Annotated in this window: 15 protein-coding genes; 9 read left to right on the forward strand and 6 right to left on the reverse strand. The window is 63.9% G+C overall.

Annotation, left to right across the window (positions count from 1 at the left end):
* Window positions 1–7: 7 nt before the first annotated feature.
* From BUS12_RS17830 to BUS12_RS17840, 3 genes are all read right to left on the reverse strand, one after another.
* Window positions 8–682 (reverse strand): response regulator transcription factor, encoded by a 675-nt coding sequence (locus BUS12_RS17830; protein WP_074297851.1) that lies wholly within the window; start codon window positions 680–682, stop codon window positions 8–10.
* Window positions 683–710: 28 nt separating this feature from the next.
* Window positions 711–1,634, reverse strand: a complete 924-nt coding sequence (locus BUS12_RS17835; protein ID WP_074297853.1) for a LysR family transcriptional regulator — start codon at window positions 1,632–1,634, stop codon at window positions 711–713.
* A gap of 435 nt (window positions 1,635–2,069) precedes the next feature.
* Window positions 2,070–2,438, reverse strand: a complete 369-nt coding sequence (locus BUS12_RS17840) for a hypothetical protein (RefSeq protein ID WP_074301554.1) — start codon at window positions 2,436–2,438, stop codon at window positions 2,070–2,072.
* Between the two features lie 273 nt (window positions 2,439–2,711).
* On the opposite strand from BUS12_RS17840, the gene galU reads away from it, so the two are divergent.
* Window positions 2,712–3,605, forward strand: a complete 894-nt coding sequence (gene galU / locus BUS12_RS17845; protein ID WP_074297854.1) for a UTP--glucose-1-phosphate uridylyltransferase GalU — start codon at window positions 2,712–2,714, stop codon at window positions 3,603–3,605.
* Window positions 3,606–3,622: 17 nt separating this feature from the next.
* On the opposite strand, the gene BUS12_RS17850 is transcribed toward galU, so the two are convergent.
* The 3 genes from BUS12_RS17850 to BUS12_RS17855 form a co-directional block, all read right to left on the reverse strand.
* Window positions 3,623–4,075, reverse strand: coding sequence for a GDP-mannose mannosyl hydrolase (locus BUS12_RS17850; protein ID WP_074297856.1), 453 nt, complete (start codon window positions 4,073–4,075; stop codon window positions 3,623–3,625).
* Window positions 4,076–4,079: 4 nt separating this feature from the next.
* Window positions 4,080–4,220, reverse strand: a complete 141-nt coding sequence (locus BUS12_RS38810; RefSeq protein WP_171991676.1) for a hypothetical protein — start codon at window positions 4,218–4,220, stop codon at window positions 4,080–4,082.
* 236 nt (window positions 4,221–4,456) lie between these two features.
* Entirely contained in the window at window positions 4,457–7,057 is a 2,601-nt protein-coding gene (locus BUS12_RS17855) for a hypothetical protein (RefSeq protein ID WP_143788393.1), read from the reverse strand.
* A 1,195-nt stretch (window positions 7,058–8,252) separates the two neighbouring features.
* Here BUS12_RS17855 and BUS12_RS17865 point away from each other — a divergent pair.
* The 8 genes from BUS12_RS17865 to BUS12_RS17900 all read left to right on the forward strand — a co-directional run bounded on the left by BUS12_RS17865 (window position 8,253) and on the right by BUS12_RS17900 (window position 19,195).
* Window positions 8,253–9,251 (forward strand): GlxA family transcriptional regulator, encoded by a 999-nt coding sequence (locus BUS12_RS17865; RefSeq protein ID WP_074297862.1) that lies wholly within the window; start codon window positions 8,253–8,255, stop codon window positions 9,249–9,251.
* Between the two features lie 66 nt (window positions 9,252–9,317).
* Window positions 9,318–10,862 carry a mannose-1-phosphate guanylyltransferase/mannose-6-phosphate isomerase gene (locus BUS12_RS17870; RefSeq protein ID WP_083640502.1) on the forward strand — a complete coding sequence of 515 codons (1,545 nt, stop codon included), beginning with the start codon at window positions 9,318–9,320 and terminating at the stop codon, window positions 10,860–10,862.
* Window positions 10,863–10,913: 51 nt separating this feature from the next.
* A complete protein-coding gene (locus tag BUS12_RS17875; RefSeq protein ID WP_074297864.1) occupies window positions 10,914–12,314 on the forward strand; it encodes an undecaprenyl-phosphate glucose phosphotransferase in 1,401 nt (466 codons plus the stop codon).
* Window positions 12,315–12,393: 79 nt separating this feature from the next.
* A complete protein-coding gene (locus tag BUS12_RS17880; protein WP_074297866.1) occupies window positions 12,394–13,506 on the forward strand; it encodes a polysaccharide biosynthesis/export family protein in 1,113 nt (370 codons plus the stop codon).
* Window positions 13,507–13,618: 112 nt separating this feature from the next.
* Window positions 13,619–15,847 (forward strand): polysaccharide biosynthesis tyrosine autokinase, encoded by a 2,229-nt coding sequence (locus BUS12_RS17885; protein ID WP_074297868.1) that lies wholly within the window; start codon window positions 13,619–13,621, stop codon window positions 15,845–15,847.
* A gap of 120 nt (window positions 15,848–15,967) precedes the next feature.
* Window positions 15,968–17,086: a GDP-mannose 4,6-dehydratase gene (gene gmd, locus BUS12_RS17890; RefSeq protein WP_074297870.1), complete on the forward strand. Its 1,119-nt coding sequence runs from the start codon at window positions 15,968–15,970 to the stop codon at window positions 17,084–17,086.
* Between the two features lie 5 nt (window positions 17,087–17,091).
* Window positions 17,092–18,048 (forward strand): GDP-L-fucose synthase family protein, encoded by a 957-nt coding sequence (locus BUS12_RS17895; protein WP_074297872.1) that lies wholly within the window; start codon window positions 17,092–17,094, stop codon window positions 18,046–18,048.
* 4 nt (window positions 18,049–18,052) lie between these two features.
* The gene (locus tag BUS12_RS17900) at window positions 18,053–19,195 is read left to right on the forward strand and encodes a glycosyltransferase family 4 protein (RefSeq protein WP_074301556.1); all 1,143 of its coding nucleotides are present in this window, start codon (window positions 18,053–18,055) and stop codon (window positions 19,193–19,195) included.
* Window positions 19,196–19,278 lie beyond the last annotated feature (83 nt).

Consider the following 19,278-nt stretch of genomic DNA (forward strand, 5'->3'; position numbering starts at 1 on the left):
CGACGTGTCAGCCGAACAGATAGCCCGAGCCGCGAATGGTGCGGATCAGCGGTCGTTCGCCGGGCACGTCCACTTTCTTGCGCAGACGTCCCACATGCACGTCGATGAGGTTGGTGCCCGGATCGAACCGGCAGCCCCAGACCGCTTCGAAAATCATCGTGCGTGTCAGCACCTGGCCCGCGTGACGCATCATGAATTCGAGTACGCGGAATTCGGTGGGCTGCAGTTCGAGTTCGCGCTTGCCGTGCGTCACCCGGCGCCGCACGAGGTCGAGTTCCAGCGCGCCGGTGCGCAGCAGGGTCTCGGCTTTCGCATTGCGTGGACGGCGGCGCAGCAGCACTTCGACGCGCGCAAACATCTCGTCGGGCGAGAACGGCTTGGTCAGATAGTCGTCGCCGCCGGCGCGCAGTCCCTGAATGCGATGATCCACATCGGACATCGCGCTCATCACCAGCACCGGGGTTTCCATGCCGACACCGCGCATGGTGGCGACGATGGTCAGGCCGTCGAGATCGGGCAGCATGCGGTCCAGCGTGACGACGTCGTATTCGCCCGCCATCACCTTGGCCATGCCTTCGCGGCCGGTGCGCGCCACGTCCACAGAGAAGCCGCTTGAAGTCAGGGTGCGCACGATGTCGTCGGCGATCAGTTCGTCGTCTTCGATCGTCAATATCTTAGGCATGGTTCGCGATTGCCTTTATGCTGGTCCATCAAGCCACCACCCGCAGCGCGACCGGCTTGTCCGGGGCGCGGTACTGGCTCACTGCATAGTCGATGAAGCTGCGCACCTTCATCGAAAGATAGTTGCGGCCGGAATAGAGGATCGACACCTGACGCGGACCACCGTTGACCTCGTAGTCTTCGAGCACCGGCACGAGCCTGCCCTGCGCGAGATCTTCGCTGACGGAAGGCAGCGGCAGCAGCGCGATGCCCATATGGTTGAGCGCGGCCACCCGCACCATGGCGCTGCTGGTGGCCGTCAAGGCGCTGCCGGTGTTGACGCGGTACACGCCATTGGTGTCCGCGAATTCCCAGGTGCGCGAGGTGCCGTCCGATACCGTCAGGAGACCGTGGCGATTCAGGCCGGCCGGGTCGCGTGGCGTGCCGTGGCGCGCCAGATAGGCGGGCGAAGCCACCGTGACTTCCTCCATGCTGGTGAGCGTGCGGCTTACCAGCGTCGAACTGGCGAGACGCCGGTCGTCGGAGAAGCACACGTCGAAGCCGCCTTCGACCATGTCGATATGCGTGTCGTAAGTGGTGACGTCGAAATCCACCCGCGGGTGCAGCGTCCGATACGACGCGAGCAAGGTACCGAGTCCGGAAGTGGCGAAGGTCATCGGCGTGGCGATACGCAGCGTGCCGCGTGGATCGCGCGTGGTCTGCACGAGGTTCGATTCCATTTCATCGAGCTTCTCGATGATCGTGCGGCAGCCGTCCAGATACTCTTTGCCGACTTCGGTGAGCGACAGGCTGCGCGTCGTGCGGTTGAGCAGGCGCATGTTCAGGTGTGCTTCGAGCATGCTGACACTGCGCGTGACGGCGGCAGCCGACATGCCCAGTTGTCGCGCGGCGAGATTGAAACTGGCGAGATCGACTACGCGTGTGAAGACACGCATCGCTTGGAGCTGGTTCATGATCTGTCACGAGGAAAGGACAATGCATGCATCATGGGCGTTCGCGGGTAAATCGGAACAGCCAGCTTGATTAAGTCTTTTTTAATTTTGTGCAATGTTCGTGAACTGCGCGGATACATTGCGCGCCTCGGCGGCGCAGTGCGCGAGCCGGCTTGCAAAAGCGACAGGCAAAAAAAGAGCGCGGCCGGAGCCGCGCTGCTAAGGAGATCTTGAAAAAGACCGCAGTGATGCGGACAACCCAGTATAGGGTGTCGCGTGCGAGCGGTGGGGGCAAACTCTGAAAGACATTGCTGCGCAAAACGGAACAACGCGCGGCATCGGCGTGGCGACTCACGATTGACCATTCATGCCAACGATGCGCAAATCGCGAATCGCGAAAGAGTCCATTGCGCGATACCGCGTGAATCGTTCAGGCGCGCAGGCCCACCGTGCAGCCTAATTCATCAACGCGTGCGCTTCTTCCAGTTCCAGCGTTTGCAGATGCTGCGACAATGCTTCGTTCAACTTGGCGAGACTCGGCGTGGGCAGTGCGAATCCCGCCCAGCCCAGACCCGTATGCCGCATGAATAGCACCGCGCCGTCATAGAGCGGATGCTTTTCGGTGTGCCAGCACGGGTCCATCTCGATCACATACTGGTGCGTGCGTGAGGGCTCCTTCGGCACTTCGGGGCGCATCGCCGCGCGGATCAGACTCAGGCGCTCGATCACGGCATCGATTTCATGCGCCTCCAGCAAAACCGACGCGTCGTCCACAGCGACCCGCACTGAATGGGTGCCGTACTCGTTCATCATCTCGATGGTCATCGCCATGTCCTGACTCCTCATACCTATCACGATGGGGAAATTATGGAGCGACTGTACGGGGCGCAGGCTGAAAGAGAGCAATCGTTTGATGAAACTTTATTTAATGAGCGCGGCAACCCGATCCTTGCGGCGATCCGGCGGGAAAGGGCGAACTGTTGGCAGACGGCTTCGAGGTCTGACGAATAGGCTCGAAGTCATCTGGTGGGATGACCGAGGCTCGCACCCCGGCAGGAATCAGGTGGAACGCGAGTGAAACTGGCAAGGGGCAAAAATATGCGCAACGTACACAAGGCAGTCTTTCCCGTTGGCGGACTCGGAACGCACTTCCTGCCGGCCACCAAGGCGAGTCCCAAAGAGATGCTGCCGGTGGTCGACAAGCCCCTGATTCAATATGCCGTCGAGGAGGCGATCGCCGCAGGCATGACGGAACTGGTCTTCGTCACGGGCCGCGGCAAGCGCGCCATTGAGGATCATTTCGACAAGTCGTACGAGATCGAAGCCGAACTGATCGCACGCGGCAAGCAGGACCTGCTCGACCTGGTGCGCGGCATCAAGCCGAGCCACGTCGATTGCTTCTACGTGCGGCAAGCGGAGCCGCGTGGGCTCGGTCATGCGGTGCTATGCGCGGAGAAGCTGATCGGCGACGAGGCGTTTGCCGTGATACTCGCGGACGATCTGATCGACGGCCATCCACCGGTTCTCGCGCAGATGATCGACGTGTTCGACCATTACCACTGCTCGGTGCTCGGCGTGGAAGAGATCGAAGCGCAGGATACGCGCTCCCATGGCGTGATAGAAGGCAAGGCCTGGGACGAGCGGATCTTCCGCATCTCGGGCGTGGTCGAGAAGCCGGAACCGGCGCAGGCGCCGTCGAATCTCGGTGTGGTGGGACGTTACGTGTTGACGCCGGGCATCTTCGATCAGTTGCGCAAGACGCGGCCGGGTGCCGGCGGCGAGATCCAGTTGACCGATGCGATCCAGTCGCTGCTCGCCGACGAACAGGTGCTCGCCTACCGGTACCACGGCCGGCGTTTCGATTGCGGCACCAAGATCGGCTATCTGAAGGCGACGGTGGAGTTTGCGCTCAGGCATCCCGAGGTGAAGGCGGGCTTCGAGGCTTATCTGCATGCGAAGCTCGCGGCGGACTATCCGGAGATGACCGTCTGAGTGGATGCGGCTGTGTCTCAGCGGAAATACGCCTTGGTGTTCTCATGCACGTCGGCGCACGCCAGCAGTTCCGACGGCGCCATCCAGACATAGTCGCTGTGCTGCTCGAAGCGGCCGATCGGCGCCGCGTCGCGCAACAGCAGCATATAGCCGAGCACGACGTAGTGCGTCGAGATATCGGCAGCGCCGGCGAAATTGTCGTCGTAGTGATGTTCGAACACGCCGCGAAAGCACGCCGTATTCTGCGAGATATTTTCCAGCCCAAGTTCCTCGCGCACGACGCGGCTGAACGCGCCGTTCAACGACTCGTCCTTGCGGATCCGCCCACCGGGCACGAACCACGTGCCGCGCGCCGGACGATTGACGCGGCGCCCGAGCAGCACGCGGCCGCGATCGTCGACCACAATCAGGTCGATCGAGATGAGCGGGGTGAGGCGGACGACGTCGAGAAATTCAGGTCGGGCAAGCATGGTCTCATTCATCTCGCTCTACGCGTGCAATTCGGGACGATACGCCCCATAGCAGCCACGCCAGTCCCGCCGCGATCAACAGCAGCATGACGAGCGAGCCGAGCATTCCGCCAAGCAAGAGCCAGTACCATGGCAAGTCATGCATGACGTCTCCGCAAGCAGGGATCGTACGGTACTGCAAATGGAAGGGTGGGGCCGCCGATGGCGGGTGGCATTCGCGCGGCCATGAGGCCAGGGGCCAACGGCTGGTCCGTTGACGGCGAGTCAACGGTCAGTTCGTGTCCACAATGCCGCGGTGCTTTCAGTCTAGCGCCTGGTTCCACCGCGCCGGGTCCGGCATCCCTGCCAAATGCGCCGAACTCTCTGCACATCAGGACAAACCTACTGTGCGACGTAGCCGGCGGGTGTCGTGACGTTGGCCCGCGCGAGCGCGGCGTTGGTCGAGATCACATAGATAGGCGTTTCGCTGAGCGTGAGCGCCGCGATGCCGTTGCGGTAGGCGAGGCTCGACGGGTTGCCCATCATGTCGAGCACCGTCACCTGGCCGGAGCTGCCCGGTGCGTCGACCTGCAGGTTATAAGGTACCTGGTAGGTCGAACTGAAACCCTTGCTGGCGTCCCAGACCGCATTGTTGTGGGTCCACAGCGCCGTGATCACCGCGCCGCCGTTCAGTTGCTGGAACGCATACGCATAGACGCCGGGCGGCAGGCCGTTGAGCGGCCCGAGCGTATTGGTGCCGTCGACGATGCGTGTCATGGCGGCGGTGGCCATTGCCGCGGGCTTGGGGCTGATCGCCGACGGCCCGAAGCCGCCTTGCGGATCGGCGAGATCGAAGAACAGTCCAAAGCCGATCTGGTGTGGAAAGTCCGTCGCGTAGAACAGAAACGTCACGTCGGCGCCTTCGCCGAGCAGGATCAGGTGCGTGCGCGCGACCACCGCGCCCTGCGCGAACAGCACGTTCGGCGCCGGATAGTTGGGGCCGTATTGCGCGCCGAGATCGTAGCTGATGCCGGTTTCGGTGACGAACAGCCGCGCGCCGGGCTTGAGCGTGGTGGCGATCTGCTGGCGTAGCGCGCGCATCATCGCCGGCAGCGCTTGCGCCGCCTGTGCCGGATCGCTGGCGCCGACGAGCCGCTCGGGTGGATGCGAGGGCGAGCTGCCGATGTCGTAGTAGCCGTGAATCGAGACGCCGTCGAGATAGCGCCCGATGCCGAGCGGCGCGAGCCGTTGCAGCCAGGCGGTATTGGTGCCGACCGAGGCGTTGGTGGTGCCCATGATCACCGCGTCGGGATCGGTCGCGTGGATGCCCTCCCAGGTGGCCTGATACAGTGCCACCAGGTTGGCGTCCGTGTCGCGCCACGGCAGGCCGCTGTTGTAATCCGGCTCCCAGGTCACCTGATAGTAGTTGCGCGATTGCCGCGGGAATCGTTGCGTGCGCACCTGGTTCGACTCCTGGCCGACCCGGTTCATGAAGCTCTGGTACGCAGGCAGCGAAACCGGCACATAGCTGTGCGTGGCGACGTGCGTGGGGCTCGCCCATGCCGGAATGCCGTCGAGCTGGATCAGCCGCATCAGATCGCCGGCCTTGAAAAACGGCGCCAGCGGATACGTGTTTGCATTGAAAGTGTTGGGACCGTTCGGCTCCAACTGGTACCAGTTGCGGTTGTCGTTGGTCCAGCGCAGTCCGAGGACGGGATAGAGCGGGCGGTAGCCGTCGCCGGAACAGCAACTCTGGCCCGGCGTGACATAGGCCGCGCCCTGGCCGCCGAAACGGTGCAGGTCCTCGCGCGCATAGCTGGGCGCGCTCAGCACGCCGGACAGTTCGGGCAGCACGCCGAAGGTCGCCATGCCGGCCGGCCGCGTGCCGCGCGTGGGCAGTCCCGTGCCGGCCGAACTCAAGCTGGCGGAGATCGCGAAGTAACCGGCGAGGGTCGACACGCAGCTTAGCGAGACGACCTGCGGGCCGCTCGCCACGTTGAACTGCCCGGAGGCGCGCACGTTGGCCCACGCGTCGACGATCTGCCAGTCGAGCGTATCGGCCTGGCGCGCGCGGGTGGTGAGCGTCACGGCGAACGGCTGGCCGTTCGGGAAGATCCGTGTGCCGTCGCTGCCGGGCGTGTCGGCTTCGATCGCGGCGCCGGTCGGTGTCGCATTGGCGGGTTCGGACGGCGCGCTGCACGTCAGCGTACTCATACCGGGCGTGGCGATGATCGACGGCGCGCTGGGCGCGGGTGCCATGCCGCTGTCGTACCAGCAGCGCTTCTGCGTGCCGGGCGCGGGGTCGCCGAACACGGAGTTGTTGCACGGCGTGCCGCCGGTAAAGGTCAGGATCACGTATTGCGTATCGCTGCCGTACTTGACGTCGTGCTTGCCGGAGAACGCGCACATACCGCGCTCGCCGGCACACGCGGTCCACGTGATGGCGGGGCGGTGTATGGCGGTGGCGGCGCCGGGCGGCGTTTCGGGTGCGCGCGCACTCGGCCGGTCTGCGGGAGGCGGGGCCGCCGGCGCCGCGCTCGACAGAGTGGGATGGACGATCCAGCAGCTCTTGAGCGCGCCGGGTGCGGGGTCGCCGAACACCGTGTTATCGCAGGGCGTGCCGCCGTTGAGCGTCAGCATCACGTAACGGCTTGGCGTGCCGTAGCGAACCTGTTGCGTGCCTGTGAAGTGACAGACGTCGCGTTCGGTTGCGCAGAGGGTGGTGGTCGTTGCGCCTGCAACCTGATTCGATGTCGCCGGTGCGGCCGGTGCAGCCGCGGCGGCTTGCGGGGCACGGTCTGCGCCTGCGTTGGCCGTTGCATTCGCCGCTGCGTTCGCGGACGCGCTTGCGGGCGCAGTGGCGGCGCCGTCGCGCTGGCTGCAGGCGGCGAGGGTGAGCATCACCAGCACACGAAGCACGGCCTTCGCCAGCGGCAATCCCGTGCGCCGGCGACGGAGTACCGGTTTTGCAGCGTCAAGCTCCGAAGCCGGTGGGTGTCTCATGATGCCTGGAATAATCATGGAAGACAGCATCAGGCCGGCGCCGTGAAGATAGCGCAGGCAATATTCACATCCTTCACGCGTGCGCAGTGAAGCCCCGTCCTGTGCGCGACGCCACGCCACGGACCGTGCGCCTGCTTTGCCGTTGCGTCAATGTGGTGCAGCGTGTCCCCCACATCGTCGGCGTGTCGGCGGACGCCGCACACGACGTCAACGCCAAGCATAGTCGATGCCTACCTGGCTCGCCACGACAAAGCCCAGGTCATGAGAGCACTCGAGGTCGCGCGTCGTGCAAGCCGGACCCCCCGGCTGACAAATCATGCAATGGTGCGATCGTACGAGGTTTGCCGGCGCGAAGCGGTAAATTCGATTCACCATAGATAATACGAAGTCCGAACTATCTTCCTGCAATTGCGGATGCTGGCCGAAACCGCCCCGGACGATGCTGCGCGGACATAAGAGGACGCATATGAGCCGCATGCTGAAAATGCGGCATGACGAATAGATCGGATGCTTTAAAACAGTCTTCTGTTTCAATACTGAAACATTTTCTGAAGCTGATTTTTCTGTATGGTTTTGATACAAATTCGCTAGTGGGTTGTAAATACGGCATTTGGAAGATTTCTAGAAAATAAATAATCCCGCTGTGCTTCACGGCGTCATCTTCGGCCGTCCCGGTCGCTCTCGCGAATATCATGTTTGAAACGTTTTTTAACGTTCGAGCCGGTGGCGAACCGGGCCGCCTCGCGCAATCCCAATGCCATCAAGACTGGTACGGCACGTGCTTGTTGCGATGCATCAAAAAGTTTCAGATCAGGCCATCGTACGAGGATTCCTCCACAGGACTCCTGTCCCACGCAGCGCAACATCGCCGTCTCCCGGCGATTTCGCCTGTCGTACCGGTTTGCGCTCGTCCAGTCGACCGTTGATTCATCATATGTTTGCCGCACCCGCTATTCCGGGGCGTTATCACGTATGAAACGGGTCAATGTCGCGATAAGCCAAGCTGTTGTACATTCGCATCAAATTGCCAATTTGCGAATTTATATATAGCGACGCAATCCGCCAACATCGCGCGCATTTCGGTCACTGTCATCAACGGCGTTTTTCGGCGTGGATATGATGCGGTGCAATGATATTAAAAAGCGAGAAAATCAGAAGACTCGGCCCACAACGTATGACATGGTAGGGGAAGATCATGCCGCATATGTCCGTTGATACTGCGAGGATTACCTGGCTGCACACACCCAACGTGAACGTGCGTTGTGCAGCTCGCCGCGTCGGCATCCTGCTGTTCGATCGATTCGGTCTGCTGGGCGCAGGCATCGTCGCCGAGATGTTCCACACGGCCAACGAAATCGCCACCGCTCACGGCGGCGACGACCCCCCTTACGAAGTACAGTTTCTCTCGATGGAAGGCGGCAGCGTAGCCAGTTCGTCGTCGGCGCGGATGTGGACGGATGGCGTCGATGCACGCTATAGCATCGGTTTCGATGTGCTGTTCGTGGCGGGCGGATACGGCGCCAACGCAGCGGCACGCGACGAGCGTCTGCTCGGCTGGCTGCGCTCGGTGCGCTCGCGAACCCGAACCATCGAACCCATCGCCGAAGGCCGTCTGGTTCTCGCGGCCGCGGGTCTCGCCGAACACGACGACATTCGCCCCACCAGCCCGTATCTGACCCACGTCGCACACGACAGCTCGCCAGGCGAGGTCAACGACCGTCACGACTCGAGCAAGAGCGCCTTGATGCTCATCAAGCGCGACCTCGGTCTCGACGTGGCGCGCGGCGTCGCCGACCGGGTGATGCCGGGCATGGGCGCGGCGCTGATGCCGCGGCTGGCCGAGGGCGGCACCATGAGCGTCGGCGAGAAGATCCGCGCGGCGGCCCGCTGGATGGAGGCCAATTGCGATCGTCCGGTGTCGGTGGCCGACGCGGCGCACGTGGCGGCCATGAGCGAGCGCAATTTCCTGCGCCGCTTCAAGCACGAGATGCACGTGACACCATCGGATTACCTGCTGCAGGTTCGCTTGCGCATTGCCTGCAATTTCCTCACGGAAACCGAACTGCCCGTAGACAAGATTGCACGGCGCAGCGGCACCGGCAACGGCGACCGGCTGGCCAAGATCTTCCGCAAACGCATGGCGCTCTCACCGACGGAATATCGCGCACGCAGCCGTACCTCGTCTCACGAATAACGCTCTCAAACCGTGTTTCGACCCTGCAGGTAAAAGAACGTCCTATTAGTAATAGGAGTACTAAAAATGGTAAATGCGTACCGGGATGAAGCCGAGCAGGACGGCAGTACCGGCGACGGCGCCGACAGGCTGGCACAGGCTGTTGCGCCGGCCGCTTGTCTGAGCATTGCCCCTGTGATTCTCGCCGGCGGCTCGGGAACCCGGCTTTGGCCGCTGTCGCGCGAGCATTACCCCAAGCAGTTGATCGACGTCATCGGCACGCATTCGCTGTTGCAGGACACGGTCCGGCGCATGGAAGGCTTTCCCGTGCAATGGACGGTGCGGCCCGCACCGATCATCGTATGCGGCGACGAACACCGTTTCGTCACGGCCGAGCAGTTGCGCGAAAGCGGCGTGACGGCCCACCTCGTGGTCGAACCGGCGCGTCGCGACACGGCCCCTGCATTGACGCTCGCTGCGGCACTGGCGGTGCTGGACGGCGAAGACGCCATCCTGGTGGCGATGCCGGCCGATCACGCGATGCTCGACACGGCCGCCTTTCAGCAAGCTGTTGCACGCGCCGCAGTGCATGCGCAACGCGGCGCGATGGCGACGCTGGGCGTGCCGCCGACGCGGCCCGATACCGCGTTCGGCTATATCCGGCTCGGCGCTGAAATCGACGAGGGCGCTTATCGCATCGACCGCTTCGTCGAAAAGCCCGCGCTCGAGCTGGCGGCGCAGTACGTGGCGTCCGGTGCGTACTGGTGGAATAGCGGCATCTTCGTGGTGCGCGCGTCAGTGTGGCTCGCGCTCGTTGAACGTCTGCAGCCGGCGATGGCCGAGGCCTGCCGCGCAGCGGTGGCGGACGGCAAGGCCGATGGCCCGTTCTTCCGGCCGCAGCCTGAGGCCTTCGGCCGCGCACCGTCCGATTCGATCGACTACGCGGTGATGGAACGGCTCGGCATCGCCGGTCCCGCAGGCGAGCCGTTCGAGGGCGTCGTCGTGCCGCTGGTAGCGGGCTGGTCCGATCTGGGCTCATGGGATGCCGTGTGGGATGCGCTCGACAAGGACGCGGCCGGCAATGTCGCCCGCGGCCGGGTGCTGTTCGAAGGCGCGACCTCCTCGTATGCGCACTCGGAAGGGCGCCTCGTGGCCTGCGTGGGCACCAGCAATATCGTGGTCGTCGAGACGGCCGACGCCGTGCTGGTCGCCGACCGTGCGCACGTGCAGGACGTCAAGGGACTGGTGGCGCGCATCAAGGCACAGCATTCGCCCGAAGCGGATGAGCACCGCAAGGTGCGCCGCCCGTGGGGCTTTTACGACTCGATCGACCACGGCGACCGCTTTCAGGTGAAGCGCATCGTGGTCGATCCCGGTTGCCGGCTTTCCTTGCAGCTGCACCACCATCGCGCCGAGCACTGGGTGGTCGTGCGCGGCACCGCGATGGTCACGCGCGGCGAGGAGCGCTTTCTTCTGAGCGAAAACGAATCGACCTTCATTCCCTTAGGGGTGCGGCACCGGCTCGAAAACCCCGGCAAGGTGCCCCTCGAGATCATCGAAGTCCAATCAGGATCGTATCTCGGCGAGGACGATATCGTGCGGTTCGACGATACGTACGGCCGTTGCAATTGAGTTTGGCGCAGGTGGCAAAACCGTTTCAATGCAGGTGGTGGGGAGAGAAAAATGATCAAGCCGGAAGCATTGGCCGCGCGTCTCGTGGACGTCGTGCTGGTCGTTTCGGGCGCGGCTATCGCGTCCCAGATCCGCTTTGACGACATCGGTCAGCGCAATATCTATTACGCCTTCGTCGCGTTCTCGGCGGCGTTCGCCCTCGCGTTGTTCCCGGCCTTCGGCGTCTATCAGTCATGGCGCGGCCGCTCGAAGATGGGCCTGATCGGCCAGGTGTCGCTCGCCTGGCTGACCGTGCAGACCTGTGCGCTGGTTCTGATGTTCACCTTGCACCGCAGCGACTTCGTGTCGCGTCTGTGGTTCGCCTACTGGACCGGCACCACGGGCGCGCTGATGATCGTTTCGCGCGTGCTGGTGCATCGCGTGCTGGCCCGCGTGCGGCATGCCGGGATGAATCTGCGCCAGGTGGCGGTGGTGGGGCGCGGCGCCCATGCGGCGCAACTGGTCCGCAAGATCGACGGCTGCACGGCGGCCGGTTTTCGCACGGCGGCGGTGCTGGACGTGGCGCATGACGGGCCGCCGCTAAGCGGCGTCATCAACGGTGTGATGCCTGCCGTGCCGGCCTTCGACGACCTGCATGCCTTCGCCGACTATATCCGTGCGCAGGACGTGCACGAGTTGTGGCTGGCCTTGCCGCTCTCCGAAGAGCACACCATCCACGCGTGCGTGAAAGAACTGCGCGACGACCTCGTCAATATTCGCTTCATGCCCGATCTGCGCAGCGTCGCGATGTTCGAGAGCACCATGATCGATCTGCTCGGCGTGCCGGCGATCAACCTGGTGGCTTCGCCGCTCTCGCAGACCTCGCAGTTGCAAAAGGAAATGTTCGACCGCCTGTTTGCAGCGGTGGCGCTGCTGTCCCTCGCGCCGCTGCTGGTGGCGATCGCAATTGCGATCAAGCTGTCCTCGCGCGGACCGGTGCTGTTCAAGCAGAAGCGCAAGGGCGCCGACGGCCGCGTCTTCACCATCTACAAGTTTCGTTCGATGCGCCCGCATATCGAGAAGGCGGGCGCGCTCAGCCAGGCAACCCGACACGATGCGCGCATCACGCGAGTCGGCGCGTTTCTGCGCCGCACCAGTCTCGACGAGCTGCCGCAGTTTTTCAACGTGCTACGCGGCGATATGTCGGTCGTCGGACCGCGCCCGCACGCCCTCGAGCATGACGATCTGTATCAGAAGGTGGTGGCCGGCTACATCCAGCGCTACCGGATCAAACCGGGCATCACCGGTTGGGCGCAGATCAACGGCTTCCGCGGTGAGACCGACCGGATCGAAAAAATGGAGCGGCGTGTTGAGCATGACCTGTACTACCTCGGTAACTGGTCCTTCGGATTGGACATGCGCATCATCGCAGCAACAATCGTCAAGGGCCTGGTGAATAACAATGCTTATTGACGCGGTGAGGGAGACAAACATGTGTCAAATAAAAGCGGCAACGTATAGGGTTGGCGTCGTGCACTCAACGGCGCATCGTATGCGGGTGCTCGGCATGATGGTGACGGTGACGATGCTGTCGGCCTGTTCGATCGCGCCGGGCATGCGCATGATCCAACCGCCTACGCTACCCGTCAGTAATACTGACGATGGCAAGGCCACCGGTGAGGAGCAGATCCCGATCACCGACATCACGCTGGCATCGGTGCAGCAGCAACGCACGATGCAGGCACAGCCGGGCGCAAGCGGCGCCGCGCCGCTGTATGGCCAGCCCGGTCCGTACAAGATCGGCCCGGGAGACGTGTTGCAGATCACGGTCTGGGATCACCCGGAACTGGCTGCCGCGGTGGGTCAGCCGAATGCGCCGAACCGGCCGTCGGATGCGGCCGCGGGCTTCATCGTCGACCACGAGGGCAACCTGCAGTTTCCGTATGTCGGATCGCTGCACGTGGCGGGCGACAGCGCCGAACAGGTGCAGCGCAAGGTGGTCGCCGATCTCAGCAAGGTTATGGTCAAGCCGCAGGTGACCGTGCGCGTCGCGTCGTTCCGCGCCGAGCAGATTTACATCGACGGCGAAGTGCGCTCGCCGGGCGCGCAGTCCATCAACGACATTCCGATGACCCTCACCGAAGCGATCAACCGCGCCGGCGGCTTCAGCCCGAATGCCGATCAGAGCCACGTCGTGATCGTGCGCGACGACAAGACGTACGAGATCAATGTCGCGCAGATGCTCAAGAACGGCGAGAACCCGTCGCGGGTGATCCTGCAGAACGGCGACCTGCTGCGCATTGAGGGCCGCGACGAATACGCCGTCTATGTGATGGGCGAAGTGGGCAAGCCGGCCACGGTGACGCCGATGAAGGACGGCAAGCTGACGCTGGGCGAGGCGATCTCGCAGGCCGGCAGCGTGAATCCGGGCACGTCCGATCCGAAGGAGCTCTATGTGATTCGCGGCGAGCCGAACGGCAAGCCGCAGATCTATCACCTCGATGCGCGCTCCCCGGTGGCCATGCTGCTCGCGAACCAGTTCGACCTGAAGCCGAAGGACGTGGTGTACGTCGACGCCAGTGGCCTCGTGCGCTTTAGCCGGGTGCTGGATCTGCTGTTGCCGCTGGTCAATGCAGGCGTGACGGGAGCGGTCGTGGCGAAGTGAGTGTGAGCGGGGCAAGCAGTGCGGGCGGTGCCGGCAGGACAGGCGCTTGACAGATCGGGACCCGGCGCGGCGCGCCGACCCAACGCAATCGTTGTGCAGGACTCGAGACACCATGGCTACCAATTTCGAAAATCGTTACGTCGATATCCAGAGTGCGGACGAACTGCATCTGTCGGATTACCTGTCCGTCGTGGCGCAGCATTGGCGCATGATTCTCACGGTCACGGTGGTGGCGCTGCTGATCGGCGCCACGGTGGCGTTCGTGCAGACGCCGGTGTACAAGGCCGACGCGATGATCCAGGTGGAAGACACCGCCGGGGCCGAGGGCAATGCCAACGGCAACAAGGATCCGTTGACAACCATGGCGTCGATCTTCGACACGAAGGCGGTGACCTCGGCGCAGATCGAACTGATCCGTTCGCGCCTCGTGATCGACGAGACAGTGCGCAAGCTGCATCTGGACATCGCGGCGGCGCCGCGCATGCTGCCGGTGATCGGTCCGCTGCTGGCCCGTTTGCGCGGCGCCGATGGTCTTGCCGCGCCGCTGTTCGACATGCCTCAGTATGGATGGGGCGGCGAGCAGATCGCCGTGACGCTGTTCGATACGCCCAAGGAGATGTATGGCAAGCCGTTTGTCCTGACCGTGCAGCCGGACGACTCCTATGTCGTGACCGATGAGGCCGGCGCCGAAGTGTTGCGGGCGCGCGTGGGGCAGATGGCGGTGGGCGTCACGACTCACGGGCCGGTGCGTCTGCAGGTCGATCAGCTTACGGCGCGCCCCGGCACGCAGTTCGATCTGAAGCGCGCGTCGACGTTGGATACGGTCAACAAGCTGCAGAAAGCGCTCAACGTGGTGGAGACCAGTGTGCAGTCGGGCATCATCGCGGTGACCCTCGAGGGCGCCAATAGCGAGTTGACGGCGGCCATCGTCAATAGCATTGCACGGCAGTACGTCCAGCAGGACATCGACCGCAAGTCCGCCGAGGCCGAGCATACGCTCGCGTTTCTCGACCAGCAGTTGCCGCAGTTGCGCTCGGAACTCGATCAGGCCGAGCAGCGCTACAACACCTTCCGTAACCGCCAGGGCACGGTCGACCTGAGCGAGGAAAGCCGCCTGCTGCTGCAGCAGATCGTCGAGAACAAGACCAAGCTGGTGGACCTGCAGCAACAACGCGCCGAAATGGCGACGCGGTTTACCGCGGCCCATCCGGCGGTCGCGGCACTCGATGCGCAGATCGCCGCGCTGCAAAGCGTGCAGGGCCAACTGACGCATAACGTGTCGACCCTGCCCGATACCGAGCAGACCGCGCTGCGTCTGTTGCGCGACGTGCGCGTCGATACCGAGCTGTATACGAACCTGCTCAACAGCGCGCAGCAGTTGCGCATCATCAAGGCGGGGCAGGTGGGCAGCGTGCGCGTGGTCGATTATGCGGAACCCGCCGACGACCATGTGCGTCCGCAACGAGCCCTGATCATCGGCATCGCTGGCGGACTCGGTCTGGTGCTGGGAATCTGCGCCGCGTTCACGCGCCGCACGCTCTACGGCGGCGTGCAGAAAACGACGGAGATCGAAGCGTTGCTCGGCGTGCCGGTCTGCGCGGTGGTGCCGCGCAGCAGCCTGCAACTGCGCGTGCAACGCAATGTGGGTTTGCGGCGGGCCGGCGTGCATGTGCTCGCGGCTCAGGCGCCGGACGACGTCGCGGTCGAAGGGGTGCGCAGCCTGCGCACCACGCTGCAGTACGCGCTCACCTCGGCCCGCAACAACGTGGTGATGCTGACGGGGTCGCGGCCCGATGCGGGCAAGTCGTTCATGTCGGTGAATCTGTCGGCGCTGGTGGCGTCGGCGCATAAGCGCGTGCTGCTGATCGACGGCGACATGCGGCGCGGCGACATCCACAAGCATTTCGGCCTGCCGCATACCCCGGGTCTTGCCGACGTGCTGAACGGCGCGGAAATCCAGGAGTGCGTGCTGCGCGACGTCTTGCCGGGGCTCGACGTGCTCACCAAGGGTGGCTTGCCCGGCAATCCGTCGGAACTGCTGATGAGCGAGCGCTTTCGCACCTTGCTCGAACACTTCGCCAAAGTCTATGACCTCGTGATCGTCGATACGCCGCCGGTGCTCGCGGTGACCGATGCCGCGCTGATCGGCAAGCATGCGGGCACCACGCTGATGGTGGTGCGGCATGGACGGCACCCGGCCATGGAAATCTCCGAGGCGCTCAAGCGCCTGCTCAATGCAGGGGTGGCGCTGCATGGCGTGCTGCTGACCGACGTGCCGCCGCCGAAGCTCAACCTGGGCGGCTACACCGGCTACTACGGATACGAGAGCCGCGCGGACTGACGCCGCCCGCGCGGCTCGCGCTGCATGAACCGAGGTTCGCTTTTTCCCGCTTTCTCAAGTGCGTCCGGTGGACCGTCGGACGCACGGCACTGCAGTCAAACGCTTGACGAGGGGAACACAATGAATCGGAAGGTTGCTTTGATCACCGGCATAACAGGGCAGGACGGCTCATACCTGGCGGACTTGCTGCTGTCCAAGGGCTACGACGTGCACGGCATCAAACGGCGCACCTCGCTGTTCAACACCGATCGGATCGATCATCTGTGTTGCGATCCGCACGTGGCCGACCGGCATTTCTTCCTGCATCACGGGGATCTGACCGATTCCTCCAGCATCGTGCGCATCATCCAGCGCGTGCAGCCCGACGAGATCTACAACCTCGCCGCGCAGAGCCACGTGGCCGTGTCGTTCGAGGAGCCCGAATACACCGCGAATGCGGACGGCCTCGGCACGCTGCGGATTCTCGAGGCGATGCGCATTCTCGGACTCGAGAAGAAAACCCGCTTCTATCAGGCCTCGACCTCCGAGCTCTACGGACTCGTGCAGGAAGTGCCGCAGAAGGAAACCACGCCGTTCTATCCGCGCAGCCCGTATGCGGTGGCAAAGCTGTACGCGTACTGGATCACCGTCAATTATCGCGAAGCGTACGGCATGTATGCGTGCAACGGGATTCTCTTCAACCACGAATCGCCGGTGCGCGGCGAGACCTTCGTGACGCGCAAGATCACGCGCGCCATTGCCCGCATTGCGGTAGGGCTGCAGGACGACATGTACCTCGGCAATCTGTCCGCGCTGCGCGACTGGGGTCACGCGCGCGATTACGTCGAGATGCAATGGATGATGCTGCAACAGGACACGCCGGAAGATTTCGTGATCGCCACCGGGCAGCAGTACAGCGTGCGCGAGTTCATCCAGGCAGCCGCGGGCGAACTGGGCGTGACGGTGCGCTTCGAGGGCGAAGGCGTCGACGAGGTGGGGGTGGTCGACAAGGTGGAAGGCAAGGAGACGCGCCTGTCGCCGGGCGATGTGATCGTGCGGGTCGATCCGCGCTACTTCCGGCCGACCGAAGTGCAAACGCTGCTGGGCGATCCGTCCAAGGCGCATGCACGACTGGGCTGGCGACCGTCGACGTCGTTCCAGACGCTCGTCAAGGAAATGGTGCGCTCGGACTTCCAGATTGCGCGCCGCGACGCGCTCGTCACGCTGGCCGGCTTCAAGGCCCTTGAACATCACGAGTAACGGCCATGGACAAGAGCGCGCGCATTTTCGTGGCAGGCCATCGCGGCATGGTCGGCTCGGCCCTCGTACGCCGTCTGCGAACCGACGGCTACAGCGCAATCCTGACGAGGACCCACGCCGAGCTCGACCTGCTCGATCAGGCGGCGGTGCGCCGTTTCTTCGCCGCCGAAGCGGTGGACGTGGTGTTGCTGGCGGCCGCGCGAGTGGGCGGCATTCTCGCCAATTCGACGCAGCCGGCCGACTTCATCTATCAGAACCTGGCGATCGAAACCAATGTGATCCATGCCGCGTATCAGGCGGGCGTGACGCAACTGGTGTTCTTCGGCTCGTCGTGCATTTACCCCAAGGCGTGTGCGCAGCCTATCGAAGAAGCGTATCTGCTGAGTTCGGCGCTCGAGTCCACCAACGAGCCGTACGCGATTGCCAAGATCGCCGGCCTGAAGCTGTGCGAGGCCTATAACCGCCAGTACGGCACGAAGTACATCGCCTTGATGCCGACCAACCTCTACGGCCCGAACGACAACTACGACCTGCACAACAGCCATGTGCTGCCGGCCCTGATCCGCAAGGCCCATGAGGCCAAGCTGCGCGGCGACGCGACGCTGACGGTGTGGGGCACCGGCACGCCGCGGCGCGAGTTCCTGCATGTCGACGACCTCGCCGCGGCCACCGCGTTCGTGCTGGAGCAAGGCGTTCCCGATGGTCTCCTGAACGTCGGCGTGGGCGAAGACCTGTCGATTCGCGAGCTGGCGCAGCGAGTGGCGCAAGCGGTTGGCTTTCACGGCGAGATCGTGTTCGACACCTCGAAGCCGGACGGCACGCCGCGCAAGCTGCTCGACGTCTCGCGCCTCGCACGCCTCGGCTGGCGGGCCCGCATCGGTCTGATGGAAGGGATCGAAGCCACCTATCTGGACTTTGTCGAACGCTTCGGCGCAAGCATGCTCTCCGAAGGGACGGTCTGATATGGTGGCGAATTCCGTGACGATTTTCCATAACGTGGTCTGGTCGCGTCACAAGGGCGTGGTGTTTTCGGCCCTGTACTCGATCTCGGCGGCGAGCTCGATCAAATATTCTATCGTACAGATTTCGGATACCGAAACGTTTCGGATCGGTTTCTCCGATGTGGATTATTCCTACCACCGCTATCCGATGCGCAAGCTGTTCGACGGCTGCTACGAGGATGTGCCGCACTGGCGCATGATGTGGCGCCTCACGCTCGAAGTCCTGAAGACCCGCGCTGACCTCGTCGTGCTGCCCGGCTATCACCGGCCGGAGTATTGGGCCATGCTGCTCGCCTGCATCGTCACAGGCAAGCGGCGCGCCGTGTTCTGCGATTCGACCGGGCGCGATCGTCCGCGCCGCATGCTGACCTCGGTTCCGAAGCGGGTGTTTTTCTCGCTGTGCGACGGCTATTTCGGCTTCGGCGAGCGCAGCCGCGAATACCTGATGTCGCTCGGCGCCAAGCGCGAACGCATCTTCGTACCTTGCCAGGCGGCGGCGCTGCCGTGGTCGTTCGTGCCCGAGCGTGCGGTCGCCGACCGCGTCGCCGCGCGGGCCGGCGAGCGTCCGGTGTTTCTGTTCGTCGGCCGCCTGTCGCAGGAAAAGGGCATCGACGCGCTGCTCGAAGCGTTCGCGGACGTGAAGCAACAGATACCGGCGGCGAAACTGCGCATCGTCGGCACCGGGCCGCTCGCCGATCCGTTGCAACAGAAGGTGACCGAAGCCCGCTTGAGGGATGGGGTGTGCTTCCTCGGCAGCCTGCAGGACGAAGCCCTGTCGCGCGAGTATTTCGCCGCCGCCTGCCTCGTGTTGCCGAGCCTCAGCGAACCGTGGGGGCTGGTCGTGAACGAGGCGCTGAACCACGGTTGCCCAGCGGTCGTCAGCGACAACTGCGGTTGCGTGCCGGAACTCGTGATCGACGGCGTCACCGGTTATGCGTTCAGGTCGGGCGATGTTGCGTCGCTGCGCCGTTCCATGCTGAGGGCGCTCGAAGCCTTCGCCGATGCAGGCGAGACCGCGACGCAATGCATGAAGGTCATCCAGCGCTTCGATCCGCCGAGCGCGGCCGCCAACATTGCACGGGGCTGCGCCACCATGCTGACCCGCTAGACAGGCAGGTGTCGTACCGCAGTTGAGCGTTTGCGCCGCTGCAACGCGCCGTTGGGCGCGTGGCGGGGTGGACGCCGAAGGGG

Origin of the sequence: Paraburkholderia phenazinium (genome assembly GCF_900142845.1) — a bacterium.
Lineage (GTDB): Bacteria > Pseudomonadota > Gammaproteobacteria > Burkholderiales > Burkholderiaceae > Paraburkholderia > Paraburkholderia phenazinium_A.

Bases quoted from the DNA above. Each gene is read 5' to 3' on its own strand.
- BUS12_RS17855 (WP_143788393.1), bottom strand. From the start codon at position 7,057: ATGAGACACCCACCGGCTTCGGAGCTTGACGCTGCAAAACCGGTACTC.
- BUS12_RS38810 (WP_171991676.1), bottom strand. From the start codon at position 4,220: ATGCATGACTTGCCATGGTACTGGCTCTTGCTTGGCGGAATGCTCGGC.
- BUS12_RS17885 (WP_074297868.1), top strand. From the start codon at position 13,619: ATGGCTACCAATTTCGAAAATCGTTACGTCGATATCCAGAGTGCGGAC.
- BUS12_RS17870 (WP_083640502.1), top strand. From the start codon at position 9,318: ATGGTAAATGCGTACCGGGATGAAGCCGAGCAGGACGGCAGTACCGGC.
- galU (WP_074297854.1), top strand. From the start codon at position 2,712: ATGCGCAACGTACACAAGGCAGTCTTTCCCGTTGGCGGACTCGGAACG.
- gmd (WP_074297870.1), top strand. From the start codon at position 15,968: ATGAATCGGAAGGTTGCTTTGATCACCGGCATAACAGGGCAGGACGGC.
- BUS12_RS17880 (WP_074297866.1), top strand. From the start codon at position 12,394: ATGCGGGTGCTCGGCATGATGGTGACGGTGACGATGCTGTCGGCCTGT.
- BUS12_RS17830 (WP_074297851.1), bottom strand. From the start codon at position 682: ATGCCTAAGATATTGACGATCGAAGACGACGAACTGATCGCCGACGAC.
- BUS12_RS17850 (WP_074297856.1), bottom strand. From the start codon at position 4,075: ATGCTTGCCCGACCTGAATTTCTCGACGTCGTCCGCCTCACCCCGCTC.
- BUS12_RS17835 (WP_074297853.1), bottom strand. From the start codon at position 1,634: ATGAACCAGCTCCAAGCGATGCGTGTCTTCACACGCGTAGTCGATCTC.
- BUS12_RS17865 (WP_074297862.1), top strand. From the start codon at position 8,253: ATGCCGCATATGTCCGTTGATACTGCGAGGATTACCTGGCTGCACACA.
- BUS12_RS17895 (WP_074297872.1), top strand. From the start codon at position 17,092: ATGGACAAGAGCGCGCGCATTTTCGTGGCAGGCCATCGCGGCATGGTC.
- BUS12_RS17840 (WP_074301554.1), bottom strand. From the start codon at position 2,438: ATGACCATCGAGATGATGAACGAGTACGGCACCCATTCAGTGCGGGTC.
- BUS12_RS17875 (WP_074297864.1), top strand. From the start codon at position 10,914: ATGATCAAGCCGGAAGCATTGGCCGCGCGTCTCGTGGACGTCGTGCTG.